This is a genomic window from Glutamicibacter sp. BW80 (assembly GCF_002332385.1).
In the GTDB taxonomy this organism is placed as follows: domain Bacteria; phylum Actinomycetota; class Actinomycetes; order Actinomycetales; family Micrococcaceae; genus Glutamicibacter.
In genome coordinates this window covers 14,449-40,557 of sequence record NZ_NRGV01000026.1, presented here as the reverse complement: position 1 = coordinate 40,557, position 26,109 = coordinate 14,449, and the positions used below count along the sequence as shown (strand labels likewise).

Annotated in this window: 27 protein-coding genes; 16 read left to right on the top strand and 11 right to left on the bottom strand. The window is 63.5% G+C overall.

Translation table 11 applies throughout. The annotated features are described in order from the left end of the window. Positions 1–58: 58 nt before the first annotated feature. Both hemG and hemE read right to left on the bottom strand, forming a co-directional pair. Positions 59–1,639 carry a protoporphyrinogen oxidase gene (gene hemG, locus CIK76_RS06360; protein ID WP_096284584.1) on the bottom strand — a complete coding sequence of 527 codons (1,581 nt, stop codon included), beginning with the start codon at positions 1,637–1,639 and terminating at the stop codon, positions 59–61. A gap of 117 nt (positions 1,640–1,756) precedes the next feature. Further along, positions 1,757–2,812, bottom strand: a complete 1,056-nt coding sequence (gene hemE / locus CIK76_RS06355) for a uroporphyrinogen decarboxylase (protein WP_096284582.1) — start codon at positions 2,810–2,812, stop codon at positions 1,757–1,759. Between the two features lie 149 nt (positions 2,813–2,961). Here hemE and CIK76_RS06350 point away from each other — a divergent pair, with 149 nt between their 5' ends. The 6 genes from CIK76_RS06350 (at position 2,962) to CIK76_RS06325 (ending at position 9,756) form a co-directional block, all read left to right on the top strand. Beyond that, positions 2,962–4,302 (top strand): glutamyl-tRNA reductase, encoded by a 1,341-nt coding sequence (locus CIK76_RS06350; RefSeq protein WP_096284580.1) that lies wholly within the window; start codon positions 2,962–2,964, stop codon positions 4,300–4,302. Between the two features lie 134 nt (positions 4,303–4,436). After that, complete coding sequence (locus CIK76_RS06345; RefSeq protein ID WP_096284578.1) at positions 4,437–5,060, top strand: TetR/AcrR family transcriptional regulator; 624 nt, start codon at positions 4,437–4,439, stop codon at positions 5,058–5,060. Positions 5,061–5,123: 63 nt separating this feature from the next. Continuing rightward, a complete protein-coding gene (locus tag CIK76_RS06340; protein WP_096284576.1) occupies positions 5,124–5,345 on the top strand; it encodes a DUF3107 domain-containing protein in 222 nt (73 codons plus the stop codon). A 102-nt stretch (positions 5,346–5,447) separates the two neighbouring features. Further along, entirely contained in the window at positions 5,448–6,914 is a 1,467-nt protein-coding gene (locus CIK76_RS06335; RefSeq protein ID WP_096284574.1) for an RNB domain-containing ribonuclease, read from the top strand. Positions 6,915–7,180: 266 nt separating this feature from the next. Further along, positions 7,181–8,800 carry a DEAD/DEAH box helicase gene (locus tag CIK76_RS06330; protein WP_096284572.1) on the top strand — a complete coding sequence of 540 codons (1,620 nt, stop codon included), beginning with the start codon at positions 7,181–7,183 and terminating at the stop codon, positions 8,798–8,800. Between the two features lie 74 nt (positions 8,801–8,874). Next, positions 8,875–9,756 carry a site-specific DNA-methyltransferase gene (locus tag CIK76_RS06325; protein WP_096284652.1) on the top strand — a complete coding sequence of 294 codons (882 nt, stop codon included), beginning with the start codon at positions 8,875–8,877 and terminating at the stop codon, positions 9,754–9,756. On the opposite strand, the gene CIK76_RS06320 is transcribed toward CIK76_RS06325, so the two are convergent. Next, entirely contained in the window at positions 9,741–10,586 is an 846-nt protein-coding gene (locus CIK76_RS06320) for a PHP domain-containing protein (RefSeq protein ID WP_096284570.1), read from the bottom strand. The genes CIK76_RS06325 and CIK76_RS06320 overlap by 16 nt on opposite strands. 66 nt (positions 10,587–10,652) lie before the next feature. On the opposite strand from CIK76_RS06320, the gene CIK76_RS06315 reads away from it, so the two are divergent. Further along, positions 10,653–12,200: an aminopeptidase P family protein gene (locus CIK76_RS06315; RefSeq protein WP_096284568.1), complete on the top strand. Its 1,548-nt coding sequence runs from the start codon at positions 10,653–10,655 to the stop codon at positions 12,198–12,200. A 170-nt stretch (positions 12,201–12,370) separates the two neighbouring features. On the opposite strand, the gene CIK76_RS06310 is transcribed toward CIK76_RS06315, so the two are convergent. After that, on the bottom strand, positions 12,371–13,219 hold the full coding sequence (locus tag CIK76_RS06310) for a general stress protein (RefSeq protein ID WP_176484112.1): 849 nt from the start codon (positions 13,217–13,219) through the stop codon (positions 12,371–12,373). 132 nt (positions 13,220–13,351) lie between these two features. On the opposite strand from CIK76_RS06310, the gene CIK76_RS06305 reads away from it, so the two are divergent. The 3 genes from CIK76_RS06305 to CIK76_RS06295 are packed head-to-tail and all read left to right on the top strand — an operon-like array spanning position 13,352 to position 16,358. After that, a complete protein-coding gene (locus CIK76_RS06305; RefSeq protein WP_096284566.1) occupies positions 13,352–14,602 on the top strand; it encodes a CBS domain-containing protein in 1,251 nt (416 codons plus the stop codon). A 47-nt stretch (positions 14,603–14,649) separates the two neighbouring features. Beyond that, positions 14,650–15,258 carry a DUF1003 domain-containing protein gene (locus CIK76_RS06300; RefSeq protein ID WP_096284564.1) on the top strand — a complete coding sequence of 203 codons (609 nt, stop codon included), beginning with the start codon at positions 14,650–14,652 and terminating at the stop codon, positions 15,256–15,258. Beyond that, positions 15,255–16,358, top strand: a complete 1,104-nt coding sequence (locus CIK76_RS06295) for an Mrp/NBP35 family ATP-binding protein (protein WP_255248372.1) — start codon at positions 15,255–15,257, stop codon at positions 16,356–16,358. Before CIK76_RS06300 ends, CIK76_RS06295 begins: the two co-directional genes overlap by 4 nt. Before the next feature lie 5 nt (positions 16,359–16,363). Here CIK76_RS06295 and CIK76_RS06290 read toward each other — a convergent pair whose 3' ends face one another. After that, positions 16,364–16,756, bottom strand: a complete 393-nt coding sequence (locus CIK76_RS06290; RefSeq protein WP_096284562.1) for a sec-independent translocase — start codon at positions 16,754–16,756, stop codon at positions 16,364–16,366. A 67-nt stretch (positions 16,757–16,823) separates the two neighbouring features. Further along, a complete protein-coding gene (gene sigE / locus CIK76_RS06285) occupies positions 16,824–17,447 on the bottom strand; it encodes an RNA polymerase sigma factor SigE (RefSeq protein ID WP_255248371.1) in 624 nt (207 codons plus the stop codon). Positions 17,448–17,588: 141 nt separating this feature from the next. Here sigE and CIK76_RS06280 point away from each other — a divergent pair, with 141 nt between their 5' ends. Next, positions 17,589–18,248 (top strand): class I SAM-dependent methyltransferase, encoded by a 660-nt coding sequence (locus tag CIK76_RS06280; protein WP_096284558.1) that lies wholly within the window; start codon positions 17,589–17,591, stop codon positions 18,246–18,248. A gap of 65 nt (positions 18,249–18,313) precedes the next feature. On the opposite strand, the gene CIK76_RS06275 is transcribed toward CIK76_RS06280, so the two are convergent. From CIK76_RS06275 to CIK76_RS06265, 3 genes are all read right to left on the bottom strand, one after another. Next, entirely contained in the window at positions 18,314–18,481 is a 168-nt protein-coding gene (locus CIK76_RS06275) for a DUF3117 domain-containing protein (protein ID WP_096284556.1), read from the bottom strand. A gap of 125 nt (positions 18,482–18,606) precedes the next feature. Next, positions 18,607–18,951, bottom strand: a complete 345-nt coding sequence (locus tag CIK76_RS06270) for a DivIVA domain-containing protein (RefSeq protein WP_096284554.1) — start codon at positions 18,949–18,951, stop codon at positions 18,607–18,609. A gap of 2 nt (positions 18,952–18,953) precedes the next feature. Further along, complete coding sequence (locus tag CIK76_RS06265; protein ID WP_096284552.1) at positions 18,954–19,736, bottom strand: TIGR00730 family Rossman fold protein; 783 nt, start codon at positions 19,734–19,736, stop codon at positions 18,954–18,956. A gap of 177 nt (positions 19,737–19,913) precedes the next feature. Here CIK76_RS06265 and CIK76_RS06260 point away from each other — a divergent pair, with 177 nt between their 5' ends. The 4 genes from CIK76_RS06260 (at position 19,914) to CIK76_RS06245 (ending at position 23,239) form a co-directional block, all read left to right on the top strand. Beyond that, positions 19,914–20,645: an amino acid ABC transporter ATP-binding protein gene (locus CIK76_RS06260; RefSeq protein WP_217990352.1), complete on the top strand. Its 732-nt coding sequence runs from the start codon at positions 19,914–19,916 to the stop codon at positions 20,643–20,645. 33 nt (positions 20,646–20,678) lie between these two features. Then, positions 20,679–21,506 (top strand): glutamate ABC transporter substrate-binding protein, encoded by an 828-nt coding sequence (locus tag CIK76_RS06255; RefSeq protein ID WP_096284548.1) that lies wholly within the window; start codon positions 20,679–20,681, stop codon positions 21,504–21,506. A gap of 138 nt (positions 21,507–21,644) precedes the next feature. Continuing rightward, positions 21,645–22,322: an ABC transporter permease subunit gene (locus CIK76_RS06250; protein ID WP_096284546.1), complete on the top strand. Its 678-nt coding sequence runs from the start codon at positions 21,645–21,647 to the stop codon at positions 22,320–22,322. Continuing rightward, positions 22,319–23,239: an amino acid ABC transporter permease gene (locus CIK76_RS06245; protein ID WP_096284544.1), complete on the top strand. Its 921-nt coding sequence runs from the start codon at positions 22,319–22,321 to the stop codon at positions 23,237–23,239. The genes CIK76_RS06250 and CIK76_RS06245 overlap by 4 nt, the downstream gene beginning before the upstream one ends. An 82-nt stretch (positions 23,240–23,321) precedes the next feature. Here the strand turns inward: CIK76_RS06245 and dapE are convergent, their stop codons facing one another. Beyond that, positions 23,322–24,407, bottom strand: a complete 1,086-nt coding sequence (gene dapE, locus CIK76_RS06240; protein ID WP_255248370.1) for a succinyl-diaminopimelate desuccinylase — start codon at positions 24,405–24,407, stop codon at positions 23,322–23,324. An 83-nt stretch (positions 24,408–24,490) separates the two neighbouring features. Here dapE and dapD point away from each other — a divergent pair, with 83 nt between their 5' ends. After that, on the top strand, positions 24,491–25,447 hold the full coding sequence (dapD, locus tag CIK76_RS06235; RefSeq protein WP_096284540.1) for a 2,3,4,5-tetrahydropyridine-2,6-dicarboxylate N-succinyltransferase: 957 nt from the start codon (positions 24,491–24,493) through the stop codon (positions 25,445–25,447). Positions 25,448–25,515: 68 nt separating this feature from the next. Here the strand turns inward: dapD and CIK76_RS06230 are convergent, their stop codons facing one another. Further along, the gene (locus CIK76_RS06230; RefSeq protein ID WP_096284538.1) at positions 25,516–26,064 is read right to left on the bottom strand and encodes a hypothetical protein; all 549 of its coding nucleotides are present in this window, start codon (positions 26,062–26,064) and stop codon (positions 25,516–25,518) included. Between the last annotated feature and the right edge of the window lie 45 nt (positions 26,065–26,109).

The window sequence follows — 26,109 nt, the reverse complement described above, 5'->3', positions numbered from 1 at the left end:
TCGTAGCTCACTTAGTGCTCTCCTTGATCAACTGATCTATCTCATGCTTTAAAACTAGTTAGCGGGCGCTGATGGCAACTGTCCGCCGGGTGTGTCCGATGACTCGGGCCAACCCGGTGCCGGCAAGCCACGCGCCCACGAGGTCCAAACCGTCAAACTTCTCCACCGCCGAGTTCACCTGCGCCCGGCGTGCACTGGCGGCCTCGCCCTGCAGCGGCACCATGTCGTTGAAGCGCGACACGGCGCTTCCCACGACATCGTCCTGATGCAATTCAACACCGAGAATCTTTGAAGCATCTTTGACTGCCTGCGCAAGCAGCGCCTGCTCGTCTCCGGACTCGACCAGCGGCTCATGCTGCCCGATCCGGCCGAAGGACAGCCGCAGCACGTGGGTGCCCGGACCGGATTGCTCTGCCAGCCACGGCCATTTCGCGCTGGCATGGGTCATGGCCTTGGCCACCAAGGGCGCTTCCTTGGCCACGAGCGCCCCGGAACCGCGCGGCGCATCGTCGAGTTCTGGCTTATCGACCACGAGCACCACCAGGGCGATGGAATTAGCCTCGGCCTCGGCGCTGATGCGCTGCTGTTCTTCAAGCAGCGGGTTGAGCAGCTTGAGCGCGGCCTGGGCCTCGGTGGCAATGACTACCCGGTCCGCGCCGAGCTCCTGGCCCAGGGTCTGCACGGTGTACGGCTGCGCGGCCTCGTCGTGATGGCGGATCTCGGTTACCGGCGAATTGCGCACCAGCGCCACCGAGGATTCCTGCAGCTGCTCGGTCAGCGTCGTCACCAGCGTGTACATGCCGCCGTCCAGGCCGGCGACTCGCGAACCTGCCGGGGCATCGCCCTGCAGCTGGGCCACGGCCTTGGCCAGGGATCCGGTTCGCTGCATTGCTTCGCGCAGCCCCGGGGCTGCGGCGTCGATGTCGATCCGTGCCGGGTCGGTGGAGTACACCCCGTTGACTACCGGGGCGACCAAAGCGTCAAGCACGCTCTGCCCCATGCGGTGGCGCACCACCTCGGCGAGCGAAAGCTTTTCCGTGGCCCACTTCTTGGGCATCGGCGTGACCAGATCGGCCGCGGCACGCACGGTGGCGGCCCGGCCAATGATTCGGCGCACCTCATCGGTGCGGATATTCGAGGGGATCCCCAGCAAGGAGCTCGGCGGCAGCGGATTAGCCTCGACGTTTTCGGCGTCCCCCTGGATCAGCCAGGCGCCGACCCCGGAGGTCTGGGCGATTTTTTCGCTCAGATCCAGCTCATCGAGGTATGCGCTGACGGTGCCGCCGCGCAACGCGAAAGACTCGGCTCCGGCGTCGAGGGCCAGGCCGGCGACCTCAACCCGGCGCAGGCAGCCACCGAAATTGTCCGAGGCTTCAAGGACCGTAACCCGGTATCCGGTCTGGCTCATTTCACGCGCGGCCACCAATCCGGCGATACCGCCGCCGACAACTATCGCGTGCGGTGCGGCATCGTGCGGTGCGCTGTCTTTCGAGGCCCGGGTTTCCGCGGCCGCGCGGACCTTTTCCAGCAGGCGCAGGGCATGTGCTGCCGTGTCTCCGGCGAGATCACGGCGGATTTTTGCCGCCGGACGTGCACCTTGTTTGTCTGCCGCCGGGGCGTTGCGCTGATTCTTGGTCATGGGCGCTGCACCTTCCACCTTCAACTCGATGTTCCCCGCCGAACGGGACGTGCCGGGATTGCCGGCGCGTCCCGGAAGCGGAGATCTGTCTTTGAAACCTAGCCTAGCCCTGTGTGCCTAGAGCGAGTGGATGAGTTCAACCACTCGGGTGAGCACCGTCGGATCCGTGGTTGGCGGCACGCCGTGCCCCAGGTTCAGCACATGCCCGCGGGCCTTGGCGCCGCTGGCTACGACCTGGCGGACGTGGGCTTCGAGCACTTCCCAGGGGGCCGTGAGCAGGGCCGGGTCAATATTTCCCTGCACCGACACGCTCTGGCCCAGCCGCTCGATCGCGGTTTCCAGCGGGATGCGGTAATCCACGCCCACGGTGTCCACGCCGGAGTCGCGCATGGCGGTCAGCAATTCGCCGGTGCCGGTGCCAAAGTGGATTAGCGGCACGCCGGTATCGCGGACGAAGTCCAGCGCACGCGAAGAATACGGGGCGACGAACCGCTGATAATCCGGAAGGGACAGCGAACCGGCCCAGGAGTCGAACAGCTGCGCGGCGGAGGCGCCGGCCTCCACCTGGGCGCGCAGGAACTTGCCCGAAGCGTCGGCGGCCCAGCTCATCAGCTTGTCCCAGACCTCGGGGTCCGAATGCATCATGGTGCGTGGGCCCAGGTGGTCGCGGCTCGGCTTGCCCTCAACCATGTAGGCGGCCACGGTGAACGGTGCCCCGGCGAAACCGATCAACGGGGTGCTGCCCAGCTCCGCGACGGTCAGCGCCACCGCTTCGCGGATCGGGTCCAGGGATTCATCGGTGAGCTCGGGCAGATTGGCCACGTCTTCTGCGGTGCGGATCGGCTTGTCCAAGACCGGGCCGACACCGGGGACGATGTCCACGCCGATGCCCGCCAGCCGCAGGGGGATCACAATATCGGAGAAGAAGATGCCGGCGTCGACCTTGTGCCGGCGCACCGGCTGCAAGGTGATTTCGCTGGCCATCGCAGGGTCCAGGCACGAGTCAAGCATGCTCACGCCTTCGCGGAGCTTGAGGTATTCGGGCAGCGAGCGCCCTGCCTGGCGCATGAACCACACCGGGTGGTGGCTCGGTGTGCGACCGGTCAGGGCCTGGATCAATGCGGAATCGGAGGTACGTCCATCAACGAAGGGATGGTTCTGCGACAGAGTCATGATTCAATGATGCCAACTCTTGCAGGTAAAAGCCCATTTGTGCCGTTCACCCTCAGGGGAAGGTGAGCAACATTACGGGCCAAAACCCCCATCAGTTAGGTTCGCCTGCGTTGTTTAGCTGCCCTAATTCGGCCTATTCTTGGAACATTGTGGTTTTCTTATCTCTTGTCGCATCGCATTCACAGCTCGACCTGGAGACCGTGGCGCAACTGAGCGCTTCGGCCAGCGGGCTAGCCGCCGCTTCCATCAATGGTTCGGCGGCTATCAACGGTGCCGTGGTGCTGGCCACCTGCAACCGGTTCGAAGTCTATGCGGATGTGGAAAACGTCGAAGATGCCACCGAGCATCTGGTCAATGAACTTTCCGCGCACACCGAGCTGTCCGCGGACTTCCTCGCCCGCCGGCTGACCACCCTGGAAGGGGAACCGGTAATCGACCACCTCTTCTCCGTGGGCGCCGGCCTGGACAGCGCCGTAGTGGGCGAACGTGAAATTGCCGGTCAGGTCCGTCGCGCATTGACCCAGGCCCAGCAGGAGAAAACAGCCACGAGCAGCCTCACCCGGCTCTTCCAAAACGCCACGCGCGCCGCGAAGGATGTCGGAAGCAGCACCGATCTGGGCTCCCAAGGAAAATCCGTCGTTTCGGTGGCCTTGGATCTCGCCGAAGAGCTGATGGATGGCAGCCGCAGCTGGCAAGACCAGGACATCGTGCTATTCGGGACCGGATCCTATGCGGGCGCCACCATGGCGCTGCTGAAGGAACGCGGCGTCAAGCGCATCAGCGTGTACTCCCACTCGGGCCGGGCAACAGATTTCACCGATAAGCGCGGCGGCTTCCCGCTGAGCGAGCAGCACCTGACCCAAGCCCTGCGCGAAGCCGACGTCATCGTCGGCTGTTCCGGCGGTGGAAACCGTTTGGAAAGCCATACCTTGGAGGAACTGCGCGTTAAGGGCCAGCCGCTGATAGCCATCGATATGGCGTTGACCCACGATTTTGATCCAACCATTGCGCAGTTGGCCGACGTTGAGCTCATCACCCTCGAATCGGTTCGGATGGCAGCGCCCAACGACCAGGCTCTGGCCGTGCACGACGCCACCAGGATCGTCACCAAGGCCGCCCGCGAATTCTCCGCCGCGCAGCGCGAGCGCGAAGCGGACCACGCCATTGTGGCGCTGCGCGCCCACACCAAGACCGTACTGGACGCCGAAGTAGCGAAGGTCCGCGCGCAGCACGGATGCACCGCCGCGGCCGAAGAAGTGGAACTAGCCATGCGCCGGATGATGCGCCAGCTGCTCCACGTGCCAACCATGCGGGCCCGCGAGTTGGCGGCCGAAGGCCGTACCGACGAATATGTGGCAGCCCTCGAAACCCTCTACGGGCTGGATCTTTCCGGTTCCGCGGCCACCGCGCCGGCCAAGCCGGTGCGTGTCGACGCAGAATCTGCAGATAACGCCGCCTGCCCGGTACTTCCCTTGGAGCAAAGCGCTTAAGCACTTCAGACACCCCGCCGTCGCTGGCGATATTTTCGGCGCGACATGGAATACTACTTGCAAGTAGGTGGTGGTTTTACGGGCGGAGCATTCGCCGGCAACCACCACACGCAGCAGGTTGAAAGGTCTACATCATGGCGGAACTCGGGGAAATCAAGAATCCACGCACCCAGCGGATGCCTCGCGAAGCGCGCCGCCGCCAGCTGCTGCAGGCAGCCCACCAGGTATTCGTAGCCCACGGCTACCACGGGGCCTCGATGGACGAGATCGCCGAGGTTGCACTCGTCTCCAAACCGGTGCTCTACCAGCATTTCCCCGGCAAGCGAGAACTTTATCTGGCCTTGCTCGATTCGCATCTGGCCGATTTCACCAAGCTGCTGGATGACGCAATCTCCTCGACAAACGAAAACCGCCAACGCGTCTTCGAAACGATCAACACCTATTACCAGTACATCAAACGTGAGTCGCAGGCCTATCGGCTGATCTTCGAATCGGATGTGCTCTCCGATCCGCTGGTCGCCGCACGCATTGAAGAATTCAACAATGCGCTGGCAACTTCGATTTCGAAGGTTGTTGTCAAAGACACCGACCTCGACGAGGACGAAGGATTGCTTGTGGGGCGCGCCTTGGCGGGCCTGTCCCAGGTTTCGGCACGATATTGGGCCACCAGCGGCGAGCCGGTGGACCAGGAAACCGCAGTCGACCTGATCTCGCGTTTAGCTTGGCGCGGAATTTCACGGTTCCCGAAGGAAAACTAGCTAGATTTGTTTCAGAGGCCCCTGACGGGACTCGTAATTCTTTCGAGAGGATCATTGACAATCATGGAAATCCGGATTGGCATTCAGAATGTAGCCCGCGAAGTCGTGCTCGAGTCCGAGCTGAGCAACGCCGAAGTGAACGAGCTGTTATCCAAGGCGATCTCCGAGGGTACGATGCTATCGCTGAAGGATCCCAAGGGCCGCGAAGTGCTGGTCCCAGCGGCCGGTATCGCCTATGTTGAGGTTGGTCCCGAAGAGGCCCGCCGCGTGGGCTTCGCCCAGTAAGGCAAACTTTCCTGCGCTAGCGTGGCCGCCCCCCGGCATTTGGGGGCGGCCACGCTGCGTTAATCGTGGTTTGAATCACTCTTCTGTGATAATCCTAGGTGTGTGACCAATCCACGAATCCACAGCCCCCGCAAACATGCCGCAGCGAATCTGGACGAGCTGCTGCTCGCCTTGGAAAGCGAATTGGGGGTCCCCGCGCCCTTCGATGAGCAAACCCTCAAAGCGGCTCAAGAGGCGGTCGAGAACCTGCGGGCACCGGAACACGACGACACCGCGCTACCGTTTTTCACGATCGACCCCGAGGGTGCCACGGATCTCGACCAGGCCATGTACCTGGAACGAAAAGACGACGGCTACCTGGTGCACTATGCGATCGCCGACGTTCCGTCATTCGTCGCCTTGAACTCAAAACTCGATGAGGTCACCAGGGAACGCGGACAGACCTACTATCTGCCGCAACGCAAGATCAACCTTCACCCGCCGCTGATTTCAGAAGATGCCGGTTCCCTGCTGCCCGGCGCAGTCCGCCCGGTATTCTTGTGGCTTATCACGCTGGATGCCGCGGGGGCCATCACCGACGTGCAGCTGCGCCGCACCACGATCAAATCCCGGGAAATGCTGGACTACGCCTCCGCGCAAGCGAAGCTGGACTCCGGCCACGGCGGGGAGCAGCTGGAGCTGCTGGCACAAATCGGCGCGGTGCGCATCGAGCAGGAACGCCTGCGCGGCGGTGCCTCGCTGAACCTTCCGGATCAAGAGGTCGAGCCCGACAATGGCGGCTACAAACTGGTCAGCCGCCAGCCCTTGCCGCTGGAAGACTATAACGCGCAGATTTCCCTGCTCACCGGCATGGCCGCCGCCCGGATCATGCTCGATCACGGCACCGGAATTCTGCGCACCATGCCGGCCCCGGATGAGAAGGACCTGGCAGAATTCAAGGAGCAGACCAAGCTGCTGGGACACCCCTGGGATGGACAGCTTAACTACGGCCAGTATCTGCGCACCCTAGACGTGAATGATCCGCGCCAGCTGGTCATCATGCATCGGGCCGCCTCGCTGTTCCGCGGCGCAGACTATGACGTGATCAACGGGCAAAACGAAGACGAGATGGAGCAGGCGGCGCTGGCCGCCCCCTATGCGCACACCACCGCACCGTTGCGCCGCCTGGTGGACCGCTTCGTGCTGCTGTGCTGCTTCCTGCAAGCCAATGCCAAGCCCATCCCGGACGAGTTGAGCGAAGCGCTGGAGCAGTTGCCGGGGCTGATGCGGGAAAGTTCAATTTCGGCGAATCAGATCTCCCGGGCGGCCATCAACCTGATCGAGGCCTACGTCTTGCAGCACCGGGTCGGCGAGAGGTTTGAGGCCATCGTGTTGCGCGAGGCCACCGGAACGCACAATGGCGACCCCGCCTCGACCGATGCCAAGGACCGCCCCGGAAACTTGCAATTGGTCACCGAACCGATCACCGGGCAGTTCACCGGAAGCGCGGCACCGGGCACGCTGGTCACCGTCACGCTGCGTTCGGCGGACCCCGCCACACGCAAGATCATGTTCGACATCGTTGGCTAGCGCCCCCGGCCGACGGGATTCCGGCGCGGAGAGGCTATGCTAGGGCTATCACTATTTAGGATGCCCGGTCGCACCGTGCTGAACGAAGAGAACAGTTTCGTGGTGACTTCCCAGCGGTCACCATTGCGACATCCGCCCGCGCGGCGGTTGACGTGTATGACGCGATCGGCTCCGCTGGACCCGCACCGGCAGGTGCCGGCCCCCTGGAAGCTCAGGGCTGGCAGCACCAGTTCCGGTGCCACAAATGAAACGAGAACACACACATCGTGACCGACACGACGCTATCGACCGAACAGGTCGAACTCCCCGAGCCAATTGATACCGCCGACGTAGAGGTTCCCAAGCAGACCTTCGCCGAGCTCAAGGTCCGCGAAGACATCGTCGCTTCGCTGCTCGAAGCAGGTATTGAGTACCCATTCCCCATCCAGTCGCTCACCCTTCCGGTGGCGCTCGGTGGCAACGACATCATCGGCCAGGCGAAGACCGGTACCGGCAAGACCCTGGGCTTCGGCATCCCCGCGCTGCAGCGCGTCATCCGCGAGGGCGACAAGGGCTATGAGAAGCTCGAATTCCCCGGCGCCCCGCAGGCGCTGATCGTGGCTCCGACCCGCGAGCTGGCCATTCAGGTCGGCGCCGACCTGGCGCAGGCTTCGAAGCACTCGAATATCTCGATCACCACCATCTACGGCGGCCGCCCGTACGAGGAGCAGATCAACGCGCTCAAGGCCGGCACCGACGTGATCGTCGGCACCCCGGGACGCCTGATCGACCTGAACCGCCAGCGCGTGCTGAACCTGAAGCAGATCAAGACCGTGGTCCTCGATGAGGCCGACGAAATGCTGGATCTGGGCTTCCTGCCCGACGTGGAGCGCATCCTGGCCGCCCTGCCGCCGCTGCGCCAGGCGATGCTGTTCTCGGCTACCATGCCGGGCGCCGTGATCACCATGGCCCGCCGCTACATGTCCCGCCCGACCCACATTCGCGCCACCGACCCGGGCGACGACGATTCGCTGACCAAGCGCAACATCCGCCAGCTGGTCTACCGCGCGCACAACCTGGACAAGGACGAGATGGTGGCCCGCCTGCTGCAGGCCGAGGGCCGCGGCAAGACCATCATCTTCACCCAGACCAAGCGTTCGGCAGCCAAGCTCACCGACGAACTGATCGACCGTGGATTCAACGCCGGCGCCCTGCACGGGGACCTCGGCCAGGGGGCCCGCGAGCAGTCGCTGAAGGCCTTCCGCGCCGGGAAGGTCGAGATCCTGGTCGCCACCGACGTCGCGGCCCGCGGCATCGACGTGGACGACGTCACCCACGTGGTGAACCTGCAGTGCCCGGACGACGAGAAGACCTACCTGCACCGCGTGGGCCGCACCGGCCGCGCCGGCAACACCGGCATCGCGGTGACCTTCGTGGACTGGGATTCGGTGCCTCGCTGGTCGCTGATCAACAAGGCGCTGGGCCTGAATGTGCCCGAGCCGGTCGAAACCTACTCCTCCTCCCCGCACTTCTTCGCCGACCTGGACATCCCCAAGGGCACCAAGGGCCGCTTGCAGCGTGCAAAGAAGACCGCGCCGGCCGAGGGCGACGGTTCCCCGCGCCGCGACCAAGCCGAGCGCACCGAGCGCACCCCGCGCCGGCGCAGCACCGGTGGCCGCAGCCGTACCCGCACCGTCGAAGGCGAACAGTCCGGCGACCAGGGCGCCAGCCGCCACGGGCATTCCAAGGGCAAGCAGGACCGCCCGGCGCGCGAGGGCGAACGCCACCGCCAAACCCACCAGCACGAGGAACAGCCAGCTGCCCGCACCGACTCCGAACAGGAATCGCGTGCGCGCCGCCGGCCCCGCCGCCGCACCCGCAGCACCGAAGGTGGAACGCAGGACTAATTAGTTCTCCGTTTCCATTCTTCTTCCGAAAGGATTCAGTACCAACGGTGCTCGCTCAACCAGAGGATTCCACCCTGCCCGAAACCGGAGCGCCCGCACTCACCGCGGGCGCTCCGGCGCAGGAAAATACCGTGCTGCACGGTGACAATGTGAAGGCTTTGTCGGAACTGCCCGACGGGAGTTTCACGCTGATCTATGTCGACCCGCCGTTTAACACCGGCCGGAAGCAAACCCGGGCGCAACGCACCATGGTGCGGGCCGCCGAGGGCGAAGGCGATCGGGTGGGCTTCAAGGGTCTTTCCTACAACACCGAGCTGGGAGCCGCGCGCTCCTATCACGACAGCTTCGATGACTATCTCAGCTTCATCGAGCCCCGGTTGCACGAAGCCCACCGGTTGCTTGCCGAAGACGGCACGCTCTATGTGCACCTGGACTACCGCGAGGTGCACTACGTCAAGGTGCTGCTGGACCAGATTTTCGGGCGCGAGAACTTCCTGAACGAATTGATCTGGGCCTACGACTACGGTGCCCGCGCCAAAAGCCGCTGGCCGGCGAAGCACGACACCATCTTGGTATACGTGAAGGACCCGAAGAAGTACCACTTCGATTCGGCCGAGGTGGACCGCGAACCGTATATGGCTCCCGGTCTGGTGACCCCCGAAAAGCGCGCCCTGGGCAAACTGCCCACCGATGTCTGGTGGCATACCATCGTCTCTCCGACCGGCAAGGAGAAGACCGGCTACCCGACGCAGAAGCCCGAAGGTATCCTGCGTCGGATCATCGCCGCCTCATCGCGCGAAGGCGACTGGGTGCTGGATTTCTTCGCCGGCTCCGGGACCACCGGTGCGGTAGCCGCGAAGTTGAATCGGCGCTTCGTGCTGATCGACCAGAACGCCGAGGCCATCGAGGTGATGCGTTCCCGCTTGCCGGAAACCACCGCCTACAAAGAGGCCTGAGCTCCGGTTCCCGCCGCAATAATTCGATCCAGCATGTCCGGCTCGGTGAGATTCTCACCGAGCCGGTTCAGTTTTCCGGCCCCATGGTAATCGGAAGAACCGGTCACGATCAGGTCGTATTGCTTGGCCAGCCGGGCCAGGAAGCGCTTGCCTTCCGCGCTGTTGTCCCGGTGGTGGATCTCCACCCCGGCCAGTCCCACATCGATCATCTCGTGGAAGGTCGCTTCGGGCACGACCCGTCCGCGCAAGGCGGCCGCAGGGTGTGCGAAGACCGGCACTCCCCCGGCTTCCAGGACCAGGCGCACCGCGTCGCGCGGGTCGATGGCCGGGTGCCCCACGTAGTATCGCGAGCGCGCCGAGAGGATGTTGGCGAAGGCCTCATTGCGGCTTTCCACCACCCCCGCGGTAATCAACGCGTCGGCAATATGCGGGCGTCCCACCGTGGCGCCCGGCTGGCAATGCTCGGAGACCAAATCCCAGCTGATCGGAAAATCTTCGGCGAGCCGATCCACGATGCGCTGGGCGCGGATGACCCGGGAATTGCGCGAAAGATCCAATTCATCGAGCAACGGCTGATAGCCGGGGTCCTGCAGATAGCACAGCAGGTGCACGCTGATTCCCTGATGGTCCTGGCAGGTGATTTCCATTCCGGGGACAAAACCCACACCAAGTTTCGCCGCGGCCTGCCGCGCCTGGCCCCACCCGGCGGTCTGATCGTGATCGGTCAGCGCCACCACATCCAATCCGGCGTGCTGCGCGGCCGCGATCAGTTCGGCAGGCGGTTGCGTCCCATCCGAAACATTTGAATGGGTGTGCAGGTCAATTCGCATATCCCTAGATTAGCTGGCCTACTGCTACTTTGCCCGGATAGCCGAATCGGTGACACACTAAGTAGTATGACCAATCAAGTTTCTTCGCCTTCGGGCAACGACCAGCCGCTCGAAGATCGCGTCAACAACCGCTCCCAGCGTCCCACCTCGGAAGCATTCAAGAAGTTCATGGCTTCCTCTTGGGCGCCGGACACCTCCCAGCTTCCCGCAGCAGATCCTGCCGCAAGCTTTGCAGCCACCCGCCGTGCGGCCCTCTCCGCGCACTACCCGGGCGAACGCCTGGTCATTCCGGCCGGCCCGGCAAAGGTCCGCTCGAATGATACGGACTACCGTTTCCGCCCGCATTCGGCCTTCGCGCACCTGACCGGTCTGGGCGTCGACCACGAACCCGATGCGGTCCTGGTGCTGGAGCCAACCGACGACGGGGCCGGGGACCAGGGCGGCAACCACGCGGCCACCTTGTACTTCGCGCCGATGGCGGGCCGGGACAGCTCGGACTTCTACCTCGACTCGCGCGCCGGAGAATTCTGGGTGGGCCCGCGTCCCACGCTGAGCACCATGTCCGCCCGCACCGGCATCTCCACGCAGTCGCTGGATCTGCTGGAAAATGCGCTGACCAAGAACTCGGGACCGCAGGCCCTGGGCGGGATCCGCATCCGCCTGATGCGCGAGATCGACCTGAACGTCGAGGCGCTGGTCGATACCTCGCGGATCAACACCGGACAGGATCTGGAGGCCAGCGATGCGCTGGATAACGAGCTCGCCGAGTTCGTCTCCGAGCTGCGCCTGGTCAAGGACGAGTACGAACTGGCCGAACTGCAGAAGTCCGTGGATGCCACCATCGCAGGCTTCGAAGACGTCGTGCGCAACCTGGATGCCGCCATTGCCCACCAGCGCGGGGAACGCATCGTGGAGGGCACCTTCTTCGCCCGCGCCCGCCTCGAGGGCAACGAACTGGGTTATGACACCATCGCCGCCTCGGGCAACAACGCCACGATCCTGCACTGGATCCGCAACACCGGTGCGGTCAACGAGGGCGAGGTGCTGCTGTTGGACGCCGGAGTGGAAGCCGAGTCGCTCTACACCGCGGACATCACCCGCTCCCTGCCGGTCTCCGGGAAGTACACCGAGCTGCAGCGCAAGGTCTATCAGGCCGTGCTCGACGCCGCCGATGCAACCTACGCGGCGGTCCGCCCGGGGCTGAAGTTCCGCGACCTGCACCTCATCGCCACCACCGTGCTCGCCGAACGCCTGCAGGATTGGGGGCTGCTCCCGGTTTCCCTGGAGGAGGCGCTGTCTCCCGAAGGCCAGCACCACCGCCGCTGGATGCCGCATGGCACCAGCCACCATCTGGGCCTGGATGTGCATGATTGCGCCCAGGCCCGTGCGGATCTGTACCTGGACGCGGAACTCGTCGAGGGCATGGTGTTCACCATCGAACCGGGCCTGTACTTCAAGAATGAGGACCTGGCCATCCCGGAAGAGTACCGCGGGCTGGGCGTGCGCATCGAGGACGACATCCTGGTCACCGCCGATGGTGCGGTGAACCTCTCCGCGGCCCTGCCGCGCAAGCCCGACGAGGTCGAGGCGTGGATGGCAAAGCTGCGCGGCTAGTCCGCCAGCGGTCATTGCACAGTTGCCAGGGGCAGCCGGTTTCCACCTCGGAAGCCCGGCTGCCCCTGGTTTTTTGCGTCGCTGGCTGCCGGGGACCGGCGGGCAAGCAAAAACCCGCCACGCTGCTCCGCTCGGTGCGGAAGACTTCGTGGCGGGTTTGCTGCGCTTGGTTACTGCTGCTTGGTCTCTTTGTCGGATTCCTTGGCTTCGGCCTGTGGCTGGCCGGCCGTCTCCGGGGCGGCTTCGCCGGAGGGCGGCTGCACCGCATCCTGTTTAACCGTCGGCTCGGCCTGCGCCACATCCTGCGCCTCGGGCTGCGCCGGCGCCGCGGGCTTTGGCTCGTCCACGCGCACACCGTAGCGCGGGCGGCCATCTGGCAGGTCGCCGAATTGGCTGGTCGGTGCGGGCGCTGCTTCCGTTGCCGGAGCTGCCGGAGCCTGCGTCGCTGCGGGGGCTGCCGGCGGCTGCGCCACCGGGGCGGCGGGCGGCTGTACCGGCTGCGCTGCCGGCGCGGTGCCCGGTGCCGGCTGCGGACGCATCGGCAGCTGGGCGGCCAGCTGCCGGGCGGTCTGCGAATGCTCGAAGTCCACGACCACGTCGAAGCTGGTCGCCACGAACTTGCTCGAGGAGGCGAAGTCGCGCTTGCCCCGGCGCATCGAGTAGGAAACGACTCCGGCGATCATCCAGATCGCCATGCCCAGCCCGATGGCCGAGAGGATCTGGTACAGGCCGGTTCCGCTGCCGCCGAAGAGCGAGAGCAGCAGGCCCACGAAGAGGCCCATCATGCCGCCCTGCGCCGCGCCGGACAGCGCCACCTTCGGGTAGGAAAGCTTCGCGGTCACCCGTTCCACGGTGCGCACGTCGTTGCCCACGATGCTCACGGCGGAGACCGGGAAGTTGTTATCTGCAAGATAGTCGACCAGTTTCTGGGCATCCAGATAGCTGGTGTAGCGCCCAAGCAGTTCGCCACGGGGCAAACCGTTGGGGCTGATTGAATTTACTCCATGCGGCGAGGTCATACCTATATTGTGCACGCTAATACTGTGAGTGCGCCCAGTTGTACACCCACTATCGCTGAGGGTGAAAGAATCCTGTGCCGCTTCGTGGCCCAGCACACCGCCAACGGCCCCTTTGCACGCTAGGCTAGAACGGTGAGCGCACACGTTTCTAAAATCTTTGTCGCCCGGCTCCTCGGGCTGGACGTCTTCGACCCCTTGGGCGATCGCCTGGGCCGGCTACGCGACGTCGTCGTCGTTTCGCGCGGCCCGCAGCGGGCCCCGGCCTGTGTCGGCGTGGTCGTCGAAGTTCCGGGTAAACGCCGCGTCTTCGTGCCGATGACCCGGATCCAGTCGATGGAATCCACCCAGGTCATCTGCTCCGGACTGGTCAACATGCGCCGCTTCCAGCAGCGCGGGCAGGAAATGCTCGTCGTCGCCGAAATGTTCGACCGCACGGTCACCTTCCTCGATGCCTCCGGGCGCGGTTTGATCGAGGACGTGGGGCTGACCCAGACCCGGCGCGGGGACTGGGAGATCAACGAGTACTTCGTCCAGCGCCTGGAGACGACCAGCACGCTGCTGGGGTTGCGCACCCGCCGCCGCAACAAGGTGCTGGTCTCCTGGGAGGAGATCCGCCAGGGGGCGCAGAGCGAACCGCAGTCCGCGGATAATTTCGTGGCCACCCACGATGAGATGAAGGCCGCCGACTTCGCCGACGCGCTGCATGAGATGACCGGCAAACGCCGGCTGGAAGTCGCCGCGCATCTGCAAGATGACCGGCTGGCCGACGTCTTGCAGGAGCTGCCGGACCGGGAACAGGTCGAAATCCTCTCCGCGCTCAGCCTGGAGCGCGCCGCGGATGTGCTCGAGGAGATGGACCCGGATGACGCGGCCGACCTGCTCGCCGAGGTGGAAGAGGAGACCAAGCACCAGCTGCTGGAGCTGATGAACGAGGAGGAGGCCGAGGACGTGCGCCGCCTGCTGGCCTATCCCGAAGGCACCGCCGGTTCGGTGATGACCCCGGTGCCGGTGATCCTCACCCCGGAATCCACGGTGGCCGAGGCGCTGGCTTCGGTCCGCTTCGAAGAGATCAGCCCGGCGCTGGCCTCCACGGTTTATGTGGTGCGTCCGCCGCTGGAGACCCCCACCGGCCGCTATCTGGGCCAAGTTCACATCCAGGCGCTGTTGCGCGCCGCTCCCCCGGAGCCCTTGGGCGATATTCTTGACAAGGAACTTGAACCGATGTCGGACCTGTCGAGCATCACCGACGTGGTCCGCCATCTGGCCACCTATAACCTCACCTCGGTGGGCGTGGTCAACAACGAGGGGCGGCTCGTCGGCGCCATCACCGTCGACGACGTCCTGGACCACATTCTTCCCGATGACTGGCGCTCGGCGGATTAGGCCGGCAAGCTTCAGCATTCTCGATCAGCAGCAAAGGAGTTCACCGGATGGCCGAACAGCGCAAGAGCAACGGGCTGGATACTCCCCTTTCGGCACGCAGCCGGTTCTGGCCGAAGTTCTCCCCCGATCCGGACCTTTTCGGTTCGGCGACGGAGAAATTCGCCCGCTTCATGGGCACCCCGCAGTTCCTGTTCTACATGACGATCTTCTGCGCCTTCTGGCTCGTCTGGAATACCGTCGCCCCGGCCGCCTGGCGCTTCGATGACGCGGCCATCGGCTTCACCGCGCTGACCCTGATGCTCTCCTTGCAGGCCTCCTATGCGGCCCCGCTGCTGCTGCTCGCGCAGAACCGGCAGGATGACCGCGACCGCGTCTCGCTCACCGAGGACCGCAACCGCGCCGAGCGCAATCTCTACGACACCGAATACCTCACCCGGGAGCTCGCCTCCCTGCGCCTGGCCATGCGCGATGTCGCCACCCGCGACTATGTGCGTTCCGAACTGCGCAATGTGCTCGAAGAACTGCTCGAAACCACCGACGGCGAAGACCTGCATCTGCGCGCCAAGCGCAAGAACAAGCACAGCAATCCGTCCACCGGATTAATTGACACGGTTGATTCCAACCGCTCCCAGCATCGGAAGGCAAACCCAAAGTGACCCAATCCGCGGCCCTGCACCGCGCCCTTGAATCCGTAATCGACCCGGAGCTGCGCCGCCCCATCACCGAACTGGGCATGGTGGCTTCCGCGGAACTGGTCGCGGGCACCGCGCGGGTGCGCATCCTGCTGACCATCGCCGGCTGCCCGATGCGTTCGACCATCGAGGCCGACGTGGCCAAGGCGGTGGGCGCGCTGCCCGAGGTGGCGGCGGTGAACGTCGTGCTGGATGTGATGGACCCGGTCCAGCGCGCCGAGCTGCGCGCGAAGCTGCAAGCCAAGCGCACGGTATTCTCCGACCCGGATTCGCTGACCCGGGTGATCGCGGTGGCCAGCGGCAAGGGCGGGGTGGGCAAGTCCTCGATCACCGCGAATCTGGCGGCCGCCATGGCCGCGGACGGGTTGAAGGTCGGACTGATCGATGCCGACGTGCACGGCTTCTCGATCCCGGCGCTGATGGGCATCACCGGGAAACCGACCCGTGTGGACGAGATGATCCTGCCCCCGGTGGCCCACGGGGTGAAGGTCATTTCCATCGGCATGTTCCTGGACTCGAACCAGCCGGTGATCTGGCGCGGGCCGATGCTGCACCGCGCGCTGGAACAGTTCTTGACCGACGTGTACTTCGGGGACCTGGACGTGCTGCTGCTGGACCTGCCCCCGGGCACCGGGGATATGGCGATCTCGGTTTCGCAGCTGCTGCCCAATAGCGAACTGCTGGTGATCACCACCCCGCAGGCCACGGCGACCGCGGTGGCCGAACGCGCCGGAACCATTGCCTTGCAAACCAAGCAGCAGGTTATCGGCGTGGTGGAGAATATGAGCTACCTGAGCCTGCCCGACGGCGGCAAGATGGAGATCTTCGGAACCGGCGGCGGGCAGCGGCTGAGCGAATCGCTCAGCGAACAGCTCGGATATCCGGTGGAGCTGCTCGCCCAGCTGCCGCTGGAAGAGGCGGTGCGGGTGGGCTCGGATCGAGGGGTCCCGGTGGTGCTGGGCACCCCGGAGTCGCCGGTGGCCGGTTCCCTGCGCCAGCTGGCGCAGAAATTAGGGCAGCGGCCGCGCGGGCTTGCCGGGCGATCGCTGCCAATGTCCTTCTAGAGGTTCTAGGTGGCTTCCGTGTCAAAGGGGGCCAGCTCGTCGGCCGCCAGCGGTTGCTGCTTGGCGGTCTCAACGGCCGTTCGCACCGGGGCCTGCGCGGGGTGCGGCGGCGCCTTGGCCGCGTTCACCGCCTCGTCGAATTCATCGACGAGCGCTTCCTTGATGATCCGCCGCGGATCGTACTGCCGCGGGTCCAGCTTGCGCCAGTCCATGTCTGCGACCTCGTCGCCGACCTCTTCACGCAGCTGCTCCTTGGCGCCATTGGCCATGCGGCGTAGTTCCTTGACCAGGTTAGCCAGTTTTTTGGCGTACTCCGGAAGCTTCTCGGGACCCAAGATCACCACTGCGAGGATGGCGAGAATAATGAATTCTCCGCCATTGATTCCAATTAACTCCACGTATGAAAGATTACCTTGTCGGCTTCGAATGGTCGAAGTCACCGCGCCACGGCGGATGACTTATGCGTCAGCCCTGCTTGGCGGTGCGCAGCCCCAACGGGATGCGCGGCAGGCTCACGGTCAACGGGGCGCGGTTGGCCGGGTTGCGGTGCGCCAACGCGTCGCGCAGCATGGCGCGCCCACGGTGGATGCGCGACCGCACGGTGCCCAGCTTCACATTCAGGATCTGCGAGACTTCCTCATAGGAGAAACCCTCCATATCGCACAAGACGATCGCCGCCCTGAAGTCGGGGGCGAGCGCCTTGAGCGCCTTGGCCACATCGACGTCCAGATTGTTGAATTCGAAGTCCCGCTCGGGGGTGACCGCGTTGCTCGGGAAGCGGTCCTCGGCGCCTTCGGCAAAACGGTCAAAACGGATTTTGGACTTGCGCCGCGCCTGGTCGAGGAACAGGTTGGTGGTGATGCGGTGCAGCCATCCGCCCATGGTGCCGGGCGTGTACTTCTCCAACGCGTTGAACGCCCGCACGAAGGCTTCCTGCGACAGGTCCTCGGCATCCTGGCGGTTACCGGTCAGACGGTACGCCAAACGGAAGACCCGTTCGCCATGGTCGTGCACCATGGAGTCCCATGAGGGGGTCTCGGTTTCGGGGCCGTCCACGGGGGCAATTAGCTGGCTACTTGCAGTGTTCACTCTTCAATTGTGACCCGGAAAGCTGAGCTGAAGCTAAGAATCGCCTGCGCACCTGCCAGCAGTTCGTCCAAGATCGGCCCAACTCGGTAGGTACGATGGTCTCCGGACCACCCGACAGACAACCCCAAGGACCTCACACTCATGCCTTCGATGAATCCAGAACTCCTCGCCAGCTGGGGCTTCAGCCAAAACCAGCTGCCCGAGCGCGATCATGTGCTTGCCGCACGCGAACGGGCCGCGGATCTTGGTGTTCGATGCATCGATCCGGCCGGGCGCTCGATGCTCGCCCTGCTCTGCACCCTGCGCGCCCCGCACAGCATCGTCGAGATCGGCTCCGGAGTGGGTGTCGCCTCCATGGCGATGCTCGAAGCCATGGGCGCCACGGGGACGCTGACGGCCATCGAATCGGATCTGGAGCATGCCAACGCCATGCGCCAGGGCCTGCGCGAAGCCGGAATCCTCTCGGCGCGCGTGCGCATCATCAACGAGCGCGCCGAAAGCGTGCTCTCCCGCTTGGCCGACCACGCCTATGACCTGGTGCTCATCGATGCCAGCGCGGAACTGCTGCTGGACTACGTGGCCGAGGCCAAGCGCCTGGTGGGTCCGGGCGGGGTGATCGTGCTGAATAACGCATTCGATGAGCACCGCCTCGCGCGTCCCGCGGTACGCCGCGCCTCCACCGTCGCCACCCGCGATGCGCTGCGCCTGCTGCGCGAGGACCCGAAGCTGCAGACCCACCTTTTCCCCAGCGAGCAGGGATTGTTCGTGGCCACGGTGCTGCCCGCACCTAAAGCGCGCTAGCGGGGCGTTCGGCGGGTAGAAAAACCGAGGGCCGGCATCTTGCCGGCCCTCGGTTTGCTAAAGAATTATTCGGTGACCCCAACTAGACAGTTACGCAGTTCAGTTGCTTCCGCACTGTTCAGCTCCACCACCAGACGACCTCCGCCGTCGATTGGCAGTCTCAAAATCAGGCTTCGACCCTCTTTGGTGACTTCCATCGGCCCGTCACCGGTACGTGGCTTCATCGCAGCCATATGAGCTGTTCCCTTCGTCCGTGGCTAACGCGCGCAACATTTTTTGCCTTGCGCACAACCCAATGTCTAAGTCCACCTTCTGCGATGATTCGTCGCTGATAAGGGACACTTATCTTCTATTATTGCTAATTTTGCGTCGTGTCGCTAATCACACGCCGGGACTCCATGTCACGAATTGTATTTTCCAGTCGGGTGATCTCGGCAGCCAGCACATCAAGGGTGTCGTCTACTTGATCGCAGCGGTAGCCGCGCAGCCCCAGCGAGAACTTCACGGAGTCAATATCGTTGGCGCGCGGATGCTCCGGCAACAACACCGGCGGCAACGACGCTTCATGCTCCACGAGCCCCACAATTGGCTCGCTCGTGGATTCGAAATGCCGGCCGGCCGGAACCGATTTCCGTTGGCTTGAAATCAGCAACGCCACGCCGCCCACGGCCAGGATTGCCAGTGCTATGAGAAAAAATGGCATGGCTAGCTCCGGCTCGATTGCTTCTTGTCCAGGTCCTCCACCATATTACGCAACACGATGTCCACGGCTTCGTCGGGATCGTCGGTGAGGTGGAAGAGATCCAGGTCCTTTGGTGAAATGGCGCGTTCCTTGGCAACCACATCCGTCAGCCAGTCCACCAGCCCACCCCAATATTCGGTGCCAACCAAGACAATGGGGAATCCTGTGATCTTCTGCGTCTGCACCAAGGTCAATGCCTCGAAAAGCTCGTCCAAGGTGCCAAAACCGCCGGGCAGCACGATGAATCCTTGCGAGTACTTGACGAACATGGTTTTGCGCACGAAGAAATAGCGGAAGTTGATGCCGCGGTTCACCCAGGAATTCAGCCCGGTTTCGAAGGGCAGTTCGATCCCCAGCCCCACCGAGGAGCCTTCCGCATCGCTGGCACCCTTGTTGGCAGCCTCCATCGCGCCCGGGCCGCCACCGGTGATGGTGATTACCCCGGACTGGGCTAGCCGTTGCCCGATGCGATAAGCCTGCTTGTAGTACAGGCTGTCCGGATCGGTGCGCGCCGAACCGAAGACCGACACCGCTGGTCCCAGCCCTGCCAACGAACCGAATCCAGAGACGAATTCCGATTGGATGCGCAGCACGCGCCACACATCGCTATGCGTGACGTCTTCCTGCGGACTCTCCAGCAGATAGCGGTCAAGTTGCTCGGCTGGCTCTTTGTTTGGCCAGCTCGCTTCAACGTGGACCTTGCGCCCTGCATGCGCATTTTCTTCGCTTTTACGCTTATGGACCATGACCTCACTCTATCGGTAACCACCCAGCATCCAGCGCATTGCCCGATGCACGATTACGGAACAGTTTGATAACAACTTTTTGTGACGCATTCGTAGCCTCGCATTATGTGCGTCACATGAAGTAATGTCTAGATTATGAAAAGCGATCAGCAAGCTCAAGCTTCTTCTGACGGCCCCATCGTTGAATTGACTGGGGTCAACAAGCATTATGGGGCACTCCATGTACTGAACGACATCAATCTTCAGGTCACGAAGGGTGAGGTTGTAGTCATTCTCGGACCTTCCGGTTCGGGCAAGTCGACGCTCTGCCGCGCCATTAATCGTCTGGAGACGATTGACGACGGCAAAATCAGCATCGATGGCAAGGTCCTGCCCGAGGAGGGCAAGGCGCTGGCGACGCTTCGCGCCGATGTGGGAATGGTTTTCCAGTCCTTCAACCTCTTCGCGCACAAATCCATCCTGGAGAACGTGACTCTCGGCCCGATCAAGGTCAAGGGTCTGAAGAAGGCCGCGGCGGACAAGCTCGCCATGCAGCTCTTGGAGCGCGTGGGCGTCGCCAACCAGGCCGGCAAATTGCCGGCTCAGCTCTCGGGCGGCCAGCAGCAGCGCGTGGCAATTGCCCGTGCGCTGGCCATGAGGCCGAAGGTCATGTTGTTTGACGAGCCGACCAGTGCGCTGGACCCGGAAATGATCAATGAGGTGCTAGACACCATGGTCGGGTTGGCCAAGGAAGGCATGACCATGCTGGTGGTGACCCACGAGATGGGCTTCGCCCGCAAGGCCGCCGACCGAGTGATTTTCATGGCCGACGGGCAGATCGTCGAGCAGGCCACTCCGCACGAGTTCTTCACCAACCCGCAGAGCGACCGTGCCAAGGACTTCCTGGGCAAGCTCATTACCAACCACTAATTCCATCACCGCATTCTGTATTCAGGAGGAATCATGCGTAAGAATCGTTTAGGCGCTGTCGCTGCAATGGCAGCCGTGGCGGCTTTGGCCCTCACTTCATGTGGCGGCGGGAGCGGCGAAGGCGATGCCGAGAGCATCCGCATCGGCATCAAGTTCGACCAGCCGGGCCTCGGCTTCAAAGACGGCAACAACTACACCGGATTCGACGTAGATGTTGCCAAGTACGTTGCCAACGAGCTGGGCTACGCCGAGGAGAACATCGAATGGGTTTCGGCCCCTTCGGCGAACCGCGAAACCATGCTCCAGAATGACCAGGTCGACATGATCTTCGCAACCTACTCGATCACCGAGGAACGCAATAAGGTTGTCGACTTCGCCGGACCATACTTCGTTGCAGGCCAGGATCTGCTGGTGGCCACCGATTCGGATATCGCCAGCCCCGAAGACCTCAACGGCAAGAACCTGTGCTCGGTCACCGGTTCCACCTCGGCCCAGAAGGTGAAGGACAACTACGCCGAGAACACCAACCTGCAGGAGCTTCCGGGCTACGCAGAATGCGTGACCCAGATGGGCGGCGGCACCATCGACGCGGTGACCACCGATGACATCATCCTCGCCGGTTTGGCGGCCCAGCCTGCCTACCAGGGCAAGTTCAAGGTTGCCGGTGCACCGTTCTCCGAGGAAAACTACGGAGTGGGCCTTCCCGACGGAACCGACAAGTGCGGCGACATCAACGCGGCGATCACCAAGATGATCGAATCCGGCGCCTGGGAAGAAGCCTTGACGGCAAACACCGAGGGCACCGGCTACACGCCGAACTCGGAAACCAACCCACCGGAACTCTCGGATACCTGCGCTTAGCAGCATCCGTAGCAAAGGGGCCAAGCGCATTGCCCTTGGCCCCTTTGCACACCTTCATGTTTCGCGGTGCCCCGTGCAGCGGGCACCACACCCATAGCCGCTTGGCCGCAGGTGCGGCCATCGAGATAGAGGCTTGCAGTGGACAACTATCTATCGATATTCACTGAATACGACGTACCCGGAGCATTCTGGGTCAACATCCAACTAACTTTCTGGGCCGCTCTGGGCGCCCTGCTCCTAGGCACGGTACTTGCGCTCCTTCGCATTTCACCGGTCGCCAGCTTCCGTGCGATAGGCGCCAGCTATGTGAACCTCATCAGGAACACTCCGCTGACGATCATCATCCTTTTCGGAGTGCTGGCGCTTTACGGGCAATTGGGCTTCAACCTGGGTGGAGATTTCCAGGGGAACTTCTTCCGCTTGGCGGTCATGGGACTTGCCCTCTACCACGCAGCATTCGTCTGCGAGGCCATCCGCTCGGGCGTGAACACCGTGCCGCTGGGGCAGGCCGAGGCCGCTCGCGCCATAGGGCTGAGCTTCTTGCCTGCGGCCCGCGAGGTCATCTTGCCGCAGGCCTTCCGCGGCGCAATCGTCCCGTTGGGCAACACCTTGATCGCGCTGATTAAGAACTCGACCGTAGCAGCCGTCGGCTCGGTGGCAACCGAGGCCTCCTCGACCATGAAGACCATGATCGAATTCCGCGCGGACATCGTGATCCCGATCTTCCTGACCTTCGCCGTCGGCTTTGTGATCATCGTGATCCCGGTGGGTCTGCTAACAACCTGGCTCTCCAAGAAACTGGCGGTGGCACGATGAGCGCCTCGATTCTCTTTGACACCCCGGGTCCTAAGGCCCGGCGAAACATCCTGGCCATCAACGTCGTCGGCGCGCTGATTGCAGCCGGACTCCTGGCTTGGATCATCTTCGGGCTGGCCAACAAGGACCAGATGCAGCCTTCCCAATGGGATGACTTCATCGAAGGCAGCACCTGGGCTAACTATCTGCTGCCGGGTCTGCTGAACACGCTCAAGGCCGCCGTGCTGGGCATCGTCGGCTCGGTGATCTTCGGCCTGATCTTCGGCGTCGGACGGCTTTCGCAGAACAAGCTCATCAACGGATTCAGCACCGTTGTCGTGGAATTCTTCCGCGCCGTGCCGGTGCTGCTGATGATCGTGTTCTTCAACGTGTTCTTCTCCCGTTCCCTGCAGCTGCCAGGAGATACCGCGCTGTGGGCTGTGGTCGCCGCACTGGTGTTCTACAACGGTTCGGTGGTCGCCGAGCTGGTGCGCTCCGGCGTGCATAACCTGCCCAAGGGGCAACGCGAGGCAGGCATTGCGATCGGCCTGACCCGCGGGCAGTCATTGCGGTTCATTGAAATCCCCCAGGCGTTGGTGGCCATGCTGCCGGCCCTGATCGGGCAGTTCATCGTCATCTTGAAGGACTCGGCCCTGGGCTACATCATCAGCTTCAACGAGCTGCTGTTCTTCGCACGCACCTACTCGTCTCCCAACGGCAACGTCCTGCAGGCACTGATCGTTGCCGCGGCGATCTTCATCCTGATCAACTTCACCCTGGGCAAGATTGCCGAGATCGTCTCGCGCCGTCTGGGCAGCAGGGAGAAGAAGGACAAGACCGGCGGCCAGGCGCCGCAGGCTGCAGTTGTCGGAGCTCCCTCGGTATTGCCGGTGGAACCAACTCCGAACGCCGAGGACGAACCGAATCCTCGGAGCTAGTCGGATTGCTCCTCGCCAGCAGTTGCCTCTCCTTTTGGGGAGGCAACTGCTGTTTTAACCCCCGGGTCCAAGGGTCCGGCTACTATTTGGTTTCGCTCAACCAGGCACGCAGGGTGTTGCGGCAATCGCGGATCGCCTGCTGCGTGACATGCTCGCCATCGGTGTGGGCCAGCAAGGCGTCGCCCGGGCCAAAGTTCACCGCCGAGATTCCCAGCGCAGAAAAACGCGACACATCGGTCCAACCGTATTTCGGCTTGGGCTCCTGCCCGAGGATCTCGACCAGCGAGGCCGCAATGGCTTGGTCCAGGCCCGGGCGGGCGCCTTCGGCACCATCGGTGCGTTCGACCTCAAATCCCTCGAACAGCGAGCGCACGGCCGCTTCGGCCTGGGCCAGGTCCTTATCCGGGGCGAAGCGGTAGTTGACCTCCACCTCGCAATAATCCGGAATCACGTTCCCGGCGATGCCACCGGAGATCCGTACCGCGTTCATCGATTCCCGGTAGGCCAGGCCTTCGACATCGACGGTCTGCGGCTCGTAGGCTGCCAAGCGTGCCAGGATCGGAGCGGCCTTGTGGATGGCGTTCTCCCCCATCCAGGCGCGAGCCGAATGCGCCGCGGCGCCGGTGGTTCGCACCAGGAAACGGCTTGTGCCATTGCAGCCGCCCTCCACCGTGCCGTTGGTCGGTTCAAGCAGAATCGCAAAGTCGGCGGTCAGCAGCTCTGGCGCATTCCGGGCCAGACGTCCCAATCCGGATTTCGCCGCGGCGACCTCTTCGTGGTCGTAGAAGATGTAGGTGACGTCATAGCGTGGATCGGTCAGTTCGGCGGCCAGAGCCAGCTGGACCGCGACCCCGCCTTTCATATCCGTCGCCCCGCGGCCGTAGAGCACCCCGTCGACCACCGTGGCCGGCACCGTGCCGCGCGCTCCTTGGGTATGCGGCAACGGCACCGTATCCAGGTGCCCGGCCAGCACCACCCGTCGCTCGCGACCGAGCCGAGTGCGCGCCACGATGGAGTCCCCGTCCCGATGCACCTCCAGGTGCTCCAGCGCCAACAACGCTTGATGGACCGCATCTGCCAACGCCTTTTCGTTTCCGGAGACGGATTCGATATTCATGATCCGTTCGGTCAAGCTGGCGACGTCTTCTCGAAGGTCTAATTCGTTCACAATACCCATCGTTCTACACTTTTTGAGTTCATACCGCTGTCATTTATCAACATTACTCGCAGTGCAAACGCTACGATCAGAGAATGACTTTTGAACCTGCAGCAACTTCTTTTGACTCCTCAGTACGTTTGGCCTCCGGTCATGGTTTGGCCACCATCGCGACCGATGGCACCGTACTTGACGTCTGGTACCCGGCCCCCGTTCTCGGTGTGCTCGCCGAGGCTCCAGAACTTTCCGGCGAACTTTCCGCCGCCGCACTCGACGACGCCCAGCGTGGCACCACGCAGAAGGTCATTTCGCTGACCATCGACCTCGATGTGGCGCCTGCCGACACCGCCGATGTGTGGCTGCGCCTGCACCTGCTTTCGCACCGCCTGGTCACCCCGAACTCGATCAACCTCGACGGCGTGTTCGGACACCTGGCCAACGTGGTGTGGACCAACTTCGGCCCTTGCCAGGTGGCGGGATTCGAAATGACCCGACTGAAACTGCGTGCCCGCGGCAACGTCGATGTCTTCGGCGTCGACAAGTTCCCGCGCATGGTCGACTACGTGTTGCCCACCGGCGTGCGGATCGCCGATGCGGACCGTGTCCGCCTCGGCGCGCACCTGGCCGAAGGCACCACGGTGATGCACGAGGGCTTCGTGAACTTCAATGCCGGCACCCTGGGCGCTTCGATGGTCGAAGGGCGCATCTCGGCCTCCGTGGTTGTCGGCGACGGCTCCGATGTCGGCGGCGGCGCCTCGATCATGGGCACGCTCTCCGGCGGCGGCAAGGAACGCATCACCATTGGCGAGCGCGTCCTGCTGGGAGCCAATGCGGGGGTGGGCATCTCCATCGGAGATGACTGCGTGGTCGAAGCAGGGCTTTACGTTACCGCTGGCACCCGGGTGCAGCTCGGTGCGAAGTCGGTCAAGGCCCTGGAGCTCTCCGGTGTCCCGAACCTGCTCTTCCGCCGCAATTCGGTCAGCGGCGCCGTGGAGGCACTGGCCCGCGCCGGACAGCAGGTCGAGCTGAACAGCGCGTTGCACGCCAACTAGTTCTCCCAATGCAAAAGGTCGAGGGACGCACCGGCTGGTGCGTCCCTCGACCTTTATCCGTGCAGTGCTCAGGGGAAGATGATGGTCACCATGGGTTGGATGTAACCGTGAAAGGCCCGCCCGTCACGCAACAGCGAGGTGCTCGCGACGATCGTCGCGCCGCCGATCAGCCAGGCCCGCGGCTCGGTGAGCGGCACGTCGATGACCTGAATCTGCATTTCTTCCACCTCTTGGGCATGTTCTACCCCGTGGTCGATGAGAATCCGTTCGACCTCGTCCATGCGCTGCGGAATATAGTCTTTGGACTGCTCGCTGAATTTCGCACGGTGCTGCTGAGCGTACAAGGTGGCCTGCCCGTAGTGCGCGCTGGCCAGCTTCGCTAGTTCTGGATAGCAGCCGGCGCCTAGGTCCGCCAGCAGATCCACGGTGCCTTCGGCGTCGCTTGTTGGATCCCGGGAAATGAGCGAATCCCACCAGGAGGACCATTCCTGCTTGATTTGCCCGGCCGCCACCTGCCGATTGCCGCGTGCCTTGATGCCAGGCGCAAGTCCGGAGTTCGGTCCCACCTCGGTCGGGTCCAGCCCGCCCAACTCGCGTAGGTAAAGTGCCAACACCATGCTCGGATTTGTATTTATGGCCAAAGTCCAATTATTGCCACGACG

Excerpts from the sequence above, each read along its gene's own strand:
- dapD (WP_096284540.1), top strand. The coding sequence starts at position 24,491 with ATGACTTTTGAACCTGCAGCAACTTCTTTTGACTCCTCAGTACGTTTG.
- CIK76_RS06280 (WP_096284558.1), top strand. The coding sequence starts at position 17,589 with ATGCCTTCGATGAATCCAGAACTCCTCGCCAGCTGGGGCTTCAGCCAA.
- CIK76_RS06345 (WP_096284578.1), top strand. The coding sequence starts at position 4,437 with ATGGCGGAACTCGGGGAAATCAAGAATCCACGCACCCAGCGGATGCCT.
- hemG (WP_096284584.1), bottom strand. The coding sequence starts at position 1,639 with ATGACCAAGAATCAGCGCAACGCCCCGGCGGCAGACAAACAAGGTGCA.
- CIK76_RS06255 (WP_096284548.1), top strand. The coding sequence starts at position 20,679 with ATGCGTAAGAATCGTTTAGGCGCTGTCGCTGCAATGGCAGCCGTGGCG.
- CIK76_RS06315 (WP_096284568.1), top strand. The coding sequence starts at position 10,653 with ATGACCAATCAAGTTTCTTCGCCTTCGGGCAACGACCAGCCGCTCGAA.
- CIK76_RS06230 (WP_096284538.1), bottom strand. The coding sequence starts at position 26,064 with ATGGTGTTGGCACTTTACCTACGCGAGTTGGGCGGGCTGGACCCGACC.
- CIK76_RS06300 (WP_096284564.1), top strand. The coding sequence starts at position 14,650 with ATGGCCGAACAGCGCAAGAGCAACGGGCTGGATACTCCCCTTTCGGCA.
- CIK76_RS06245 (WP_096284544.1), top strand. The coding sequence starts at position 22,319 with ATGAGCGCCTCGATTCTCTTTGACACCCCGGGTCCTAAGGCCCGGCGA.
- CIK76_RS06270 (WP_096284554.1), bottom strand. The coding sequence starts at position 18,951 with ATGCCATTTTTTCTCATAGCACTGGCAATCCTGGCCGTGGGCGGCGTG.
- hemE (WP_096284582.1), bottom strand. The coding sequence starts at position 2,812 with ATGACTCTGTCGCAGAACCATCCCTTCGTTGATGGACGTACCTCCGAT.
- CIK76_RS06265 (WP_096284552.1), bottom strand. The coding sequence starts at position 19,736 with ATGGTCCATAAGCGTAAAAGCGAAGAAAATGCGCATGCAGGGCGCAAG.
- CIK76_RS06310 (WP_176484112.1), bottom strand. The coding sequence starts at position 13,219 with ATGACCTCGCCGCATGGAGTAAATTCAATCAGCCCCAACGGTTTGCCC.
- CIK76_RS06320 (WP_096284570.1), bottom strand. The coding sequence starts at position 10,586 with ATGCGAATTGACCTGCACACCCATTCAAATGTTTCGGATGGGACGCAA.
- CIK76_RS06275 (WP_096284556.1), bottom strand. The coding sequence starts at position 18,481 with ATGGCTGCGATGAAGCCACGTACCGGTGACGGGCCGATGGAAGTCACC.
- CIK76_RS06340 (WP_096284576.1), top strand. The coding sequence starts at position 5,124 with ATGGAAATCCGGATTGGCATTCAGAATGTAGCCCGCGAAGTCGTGCTC.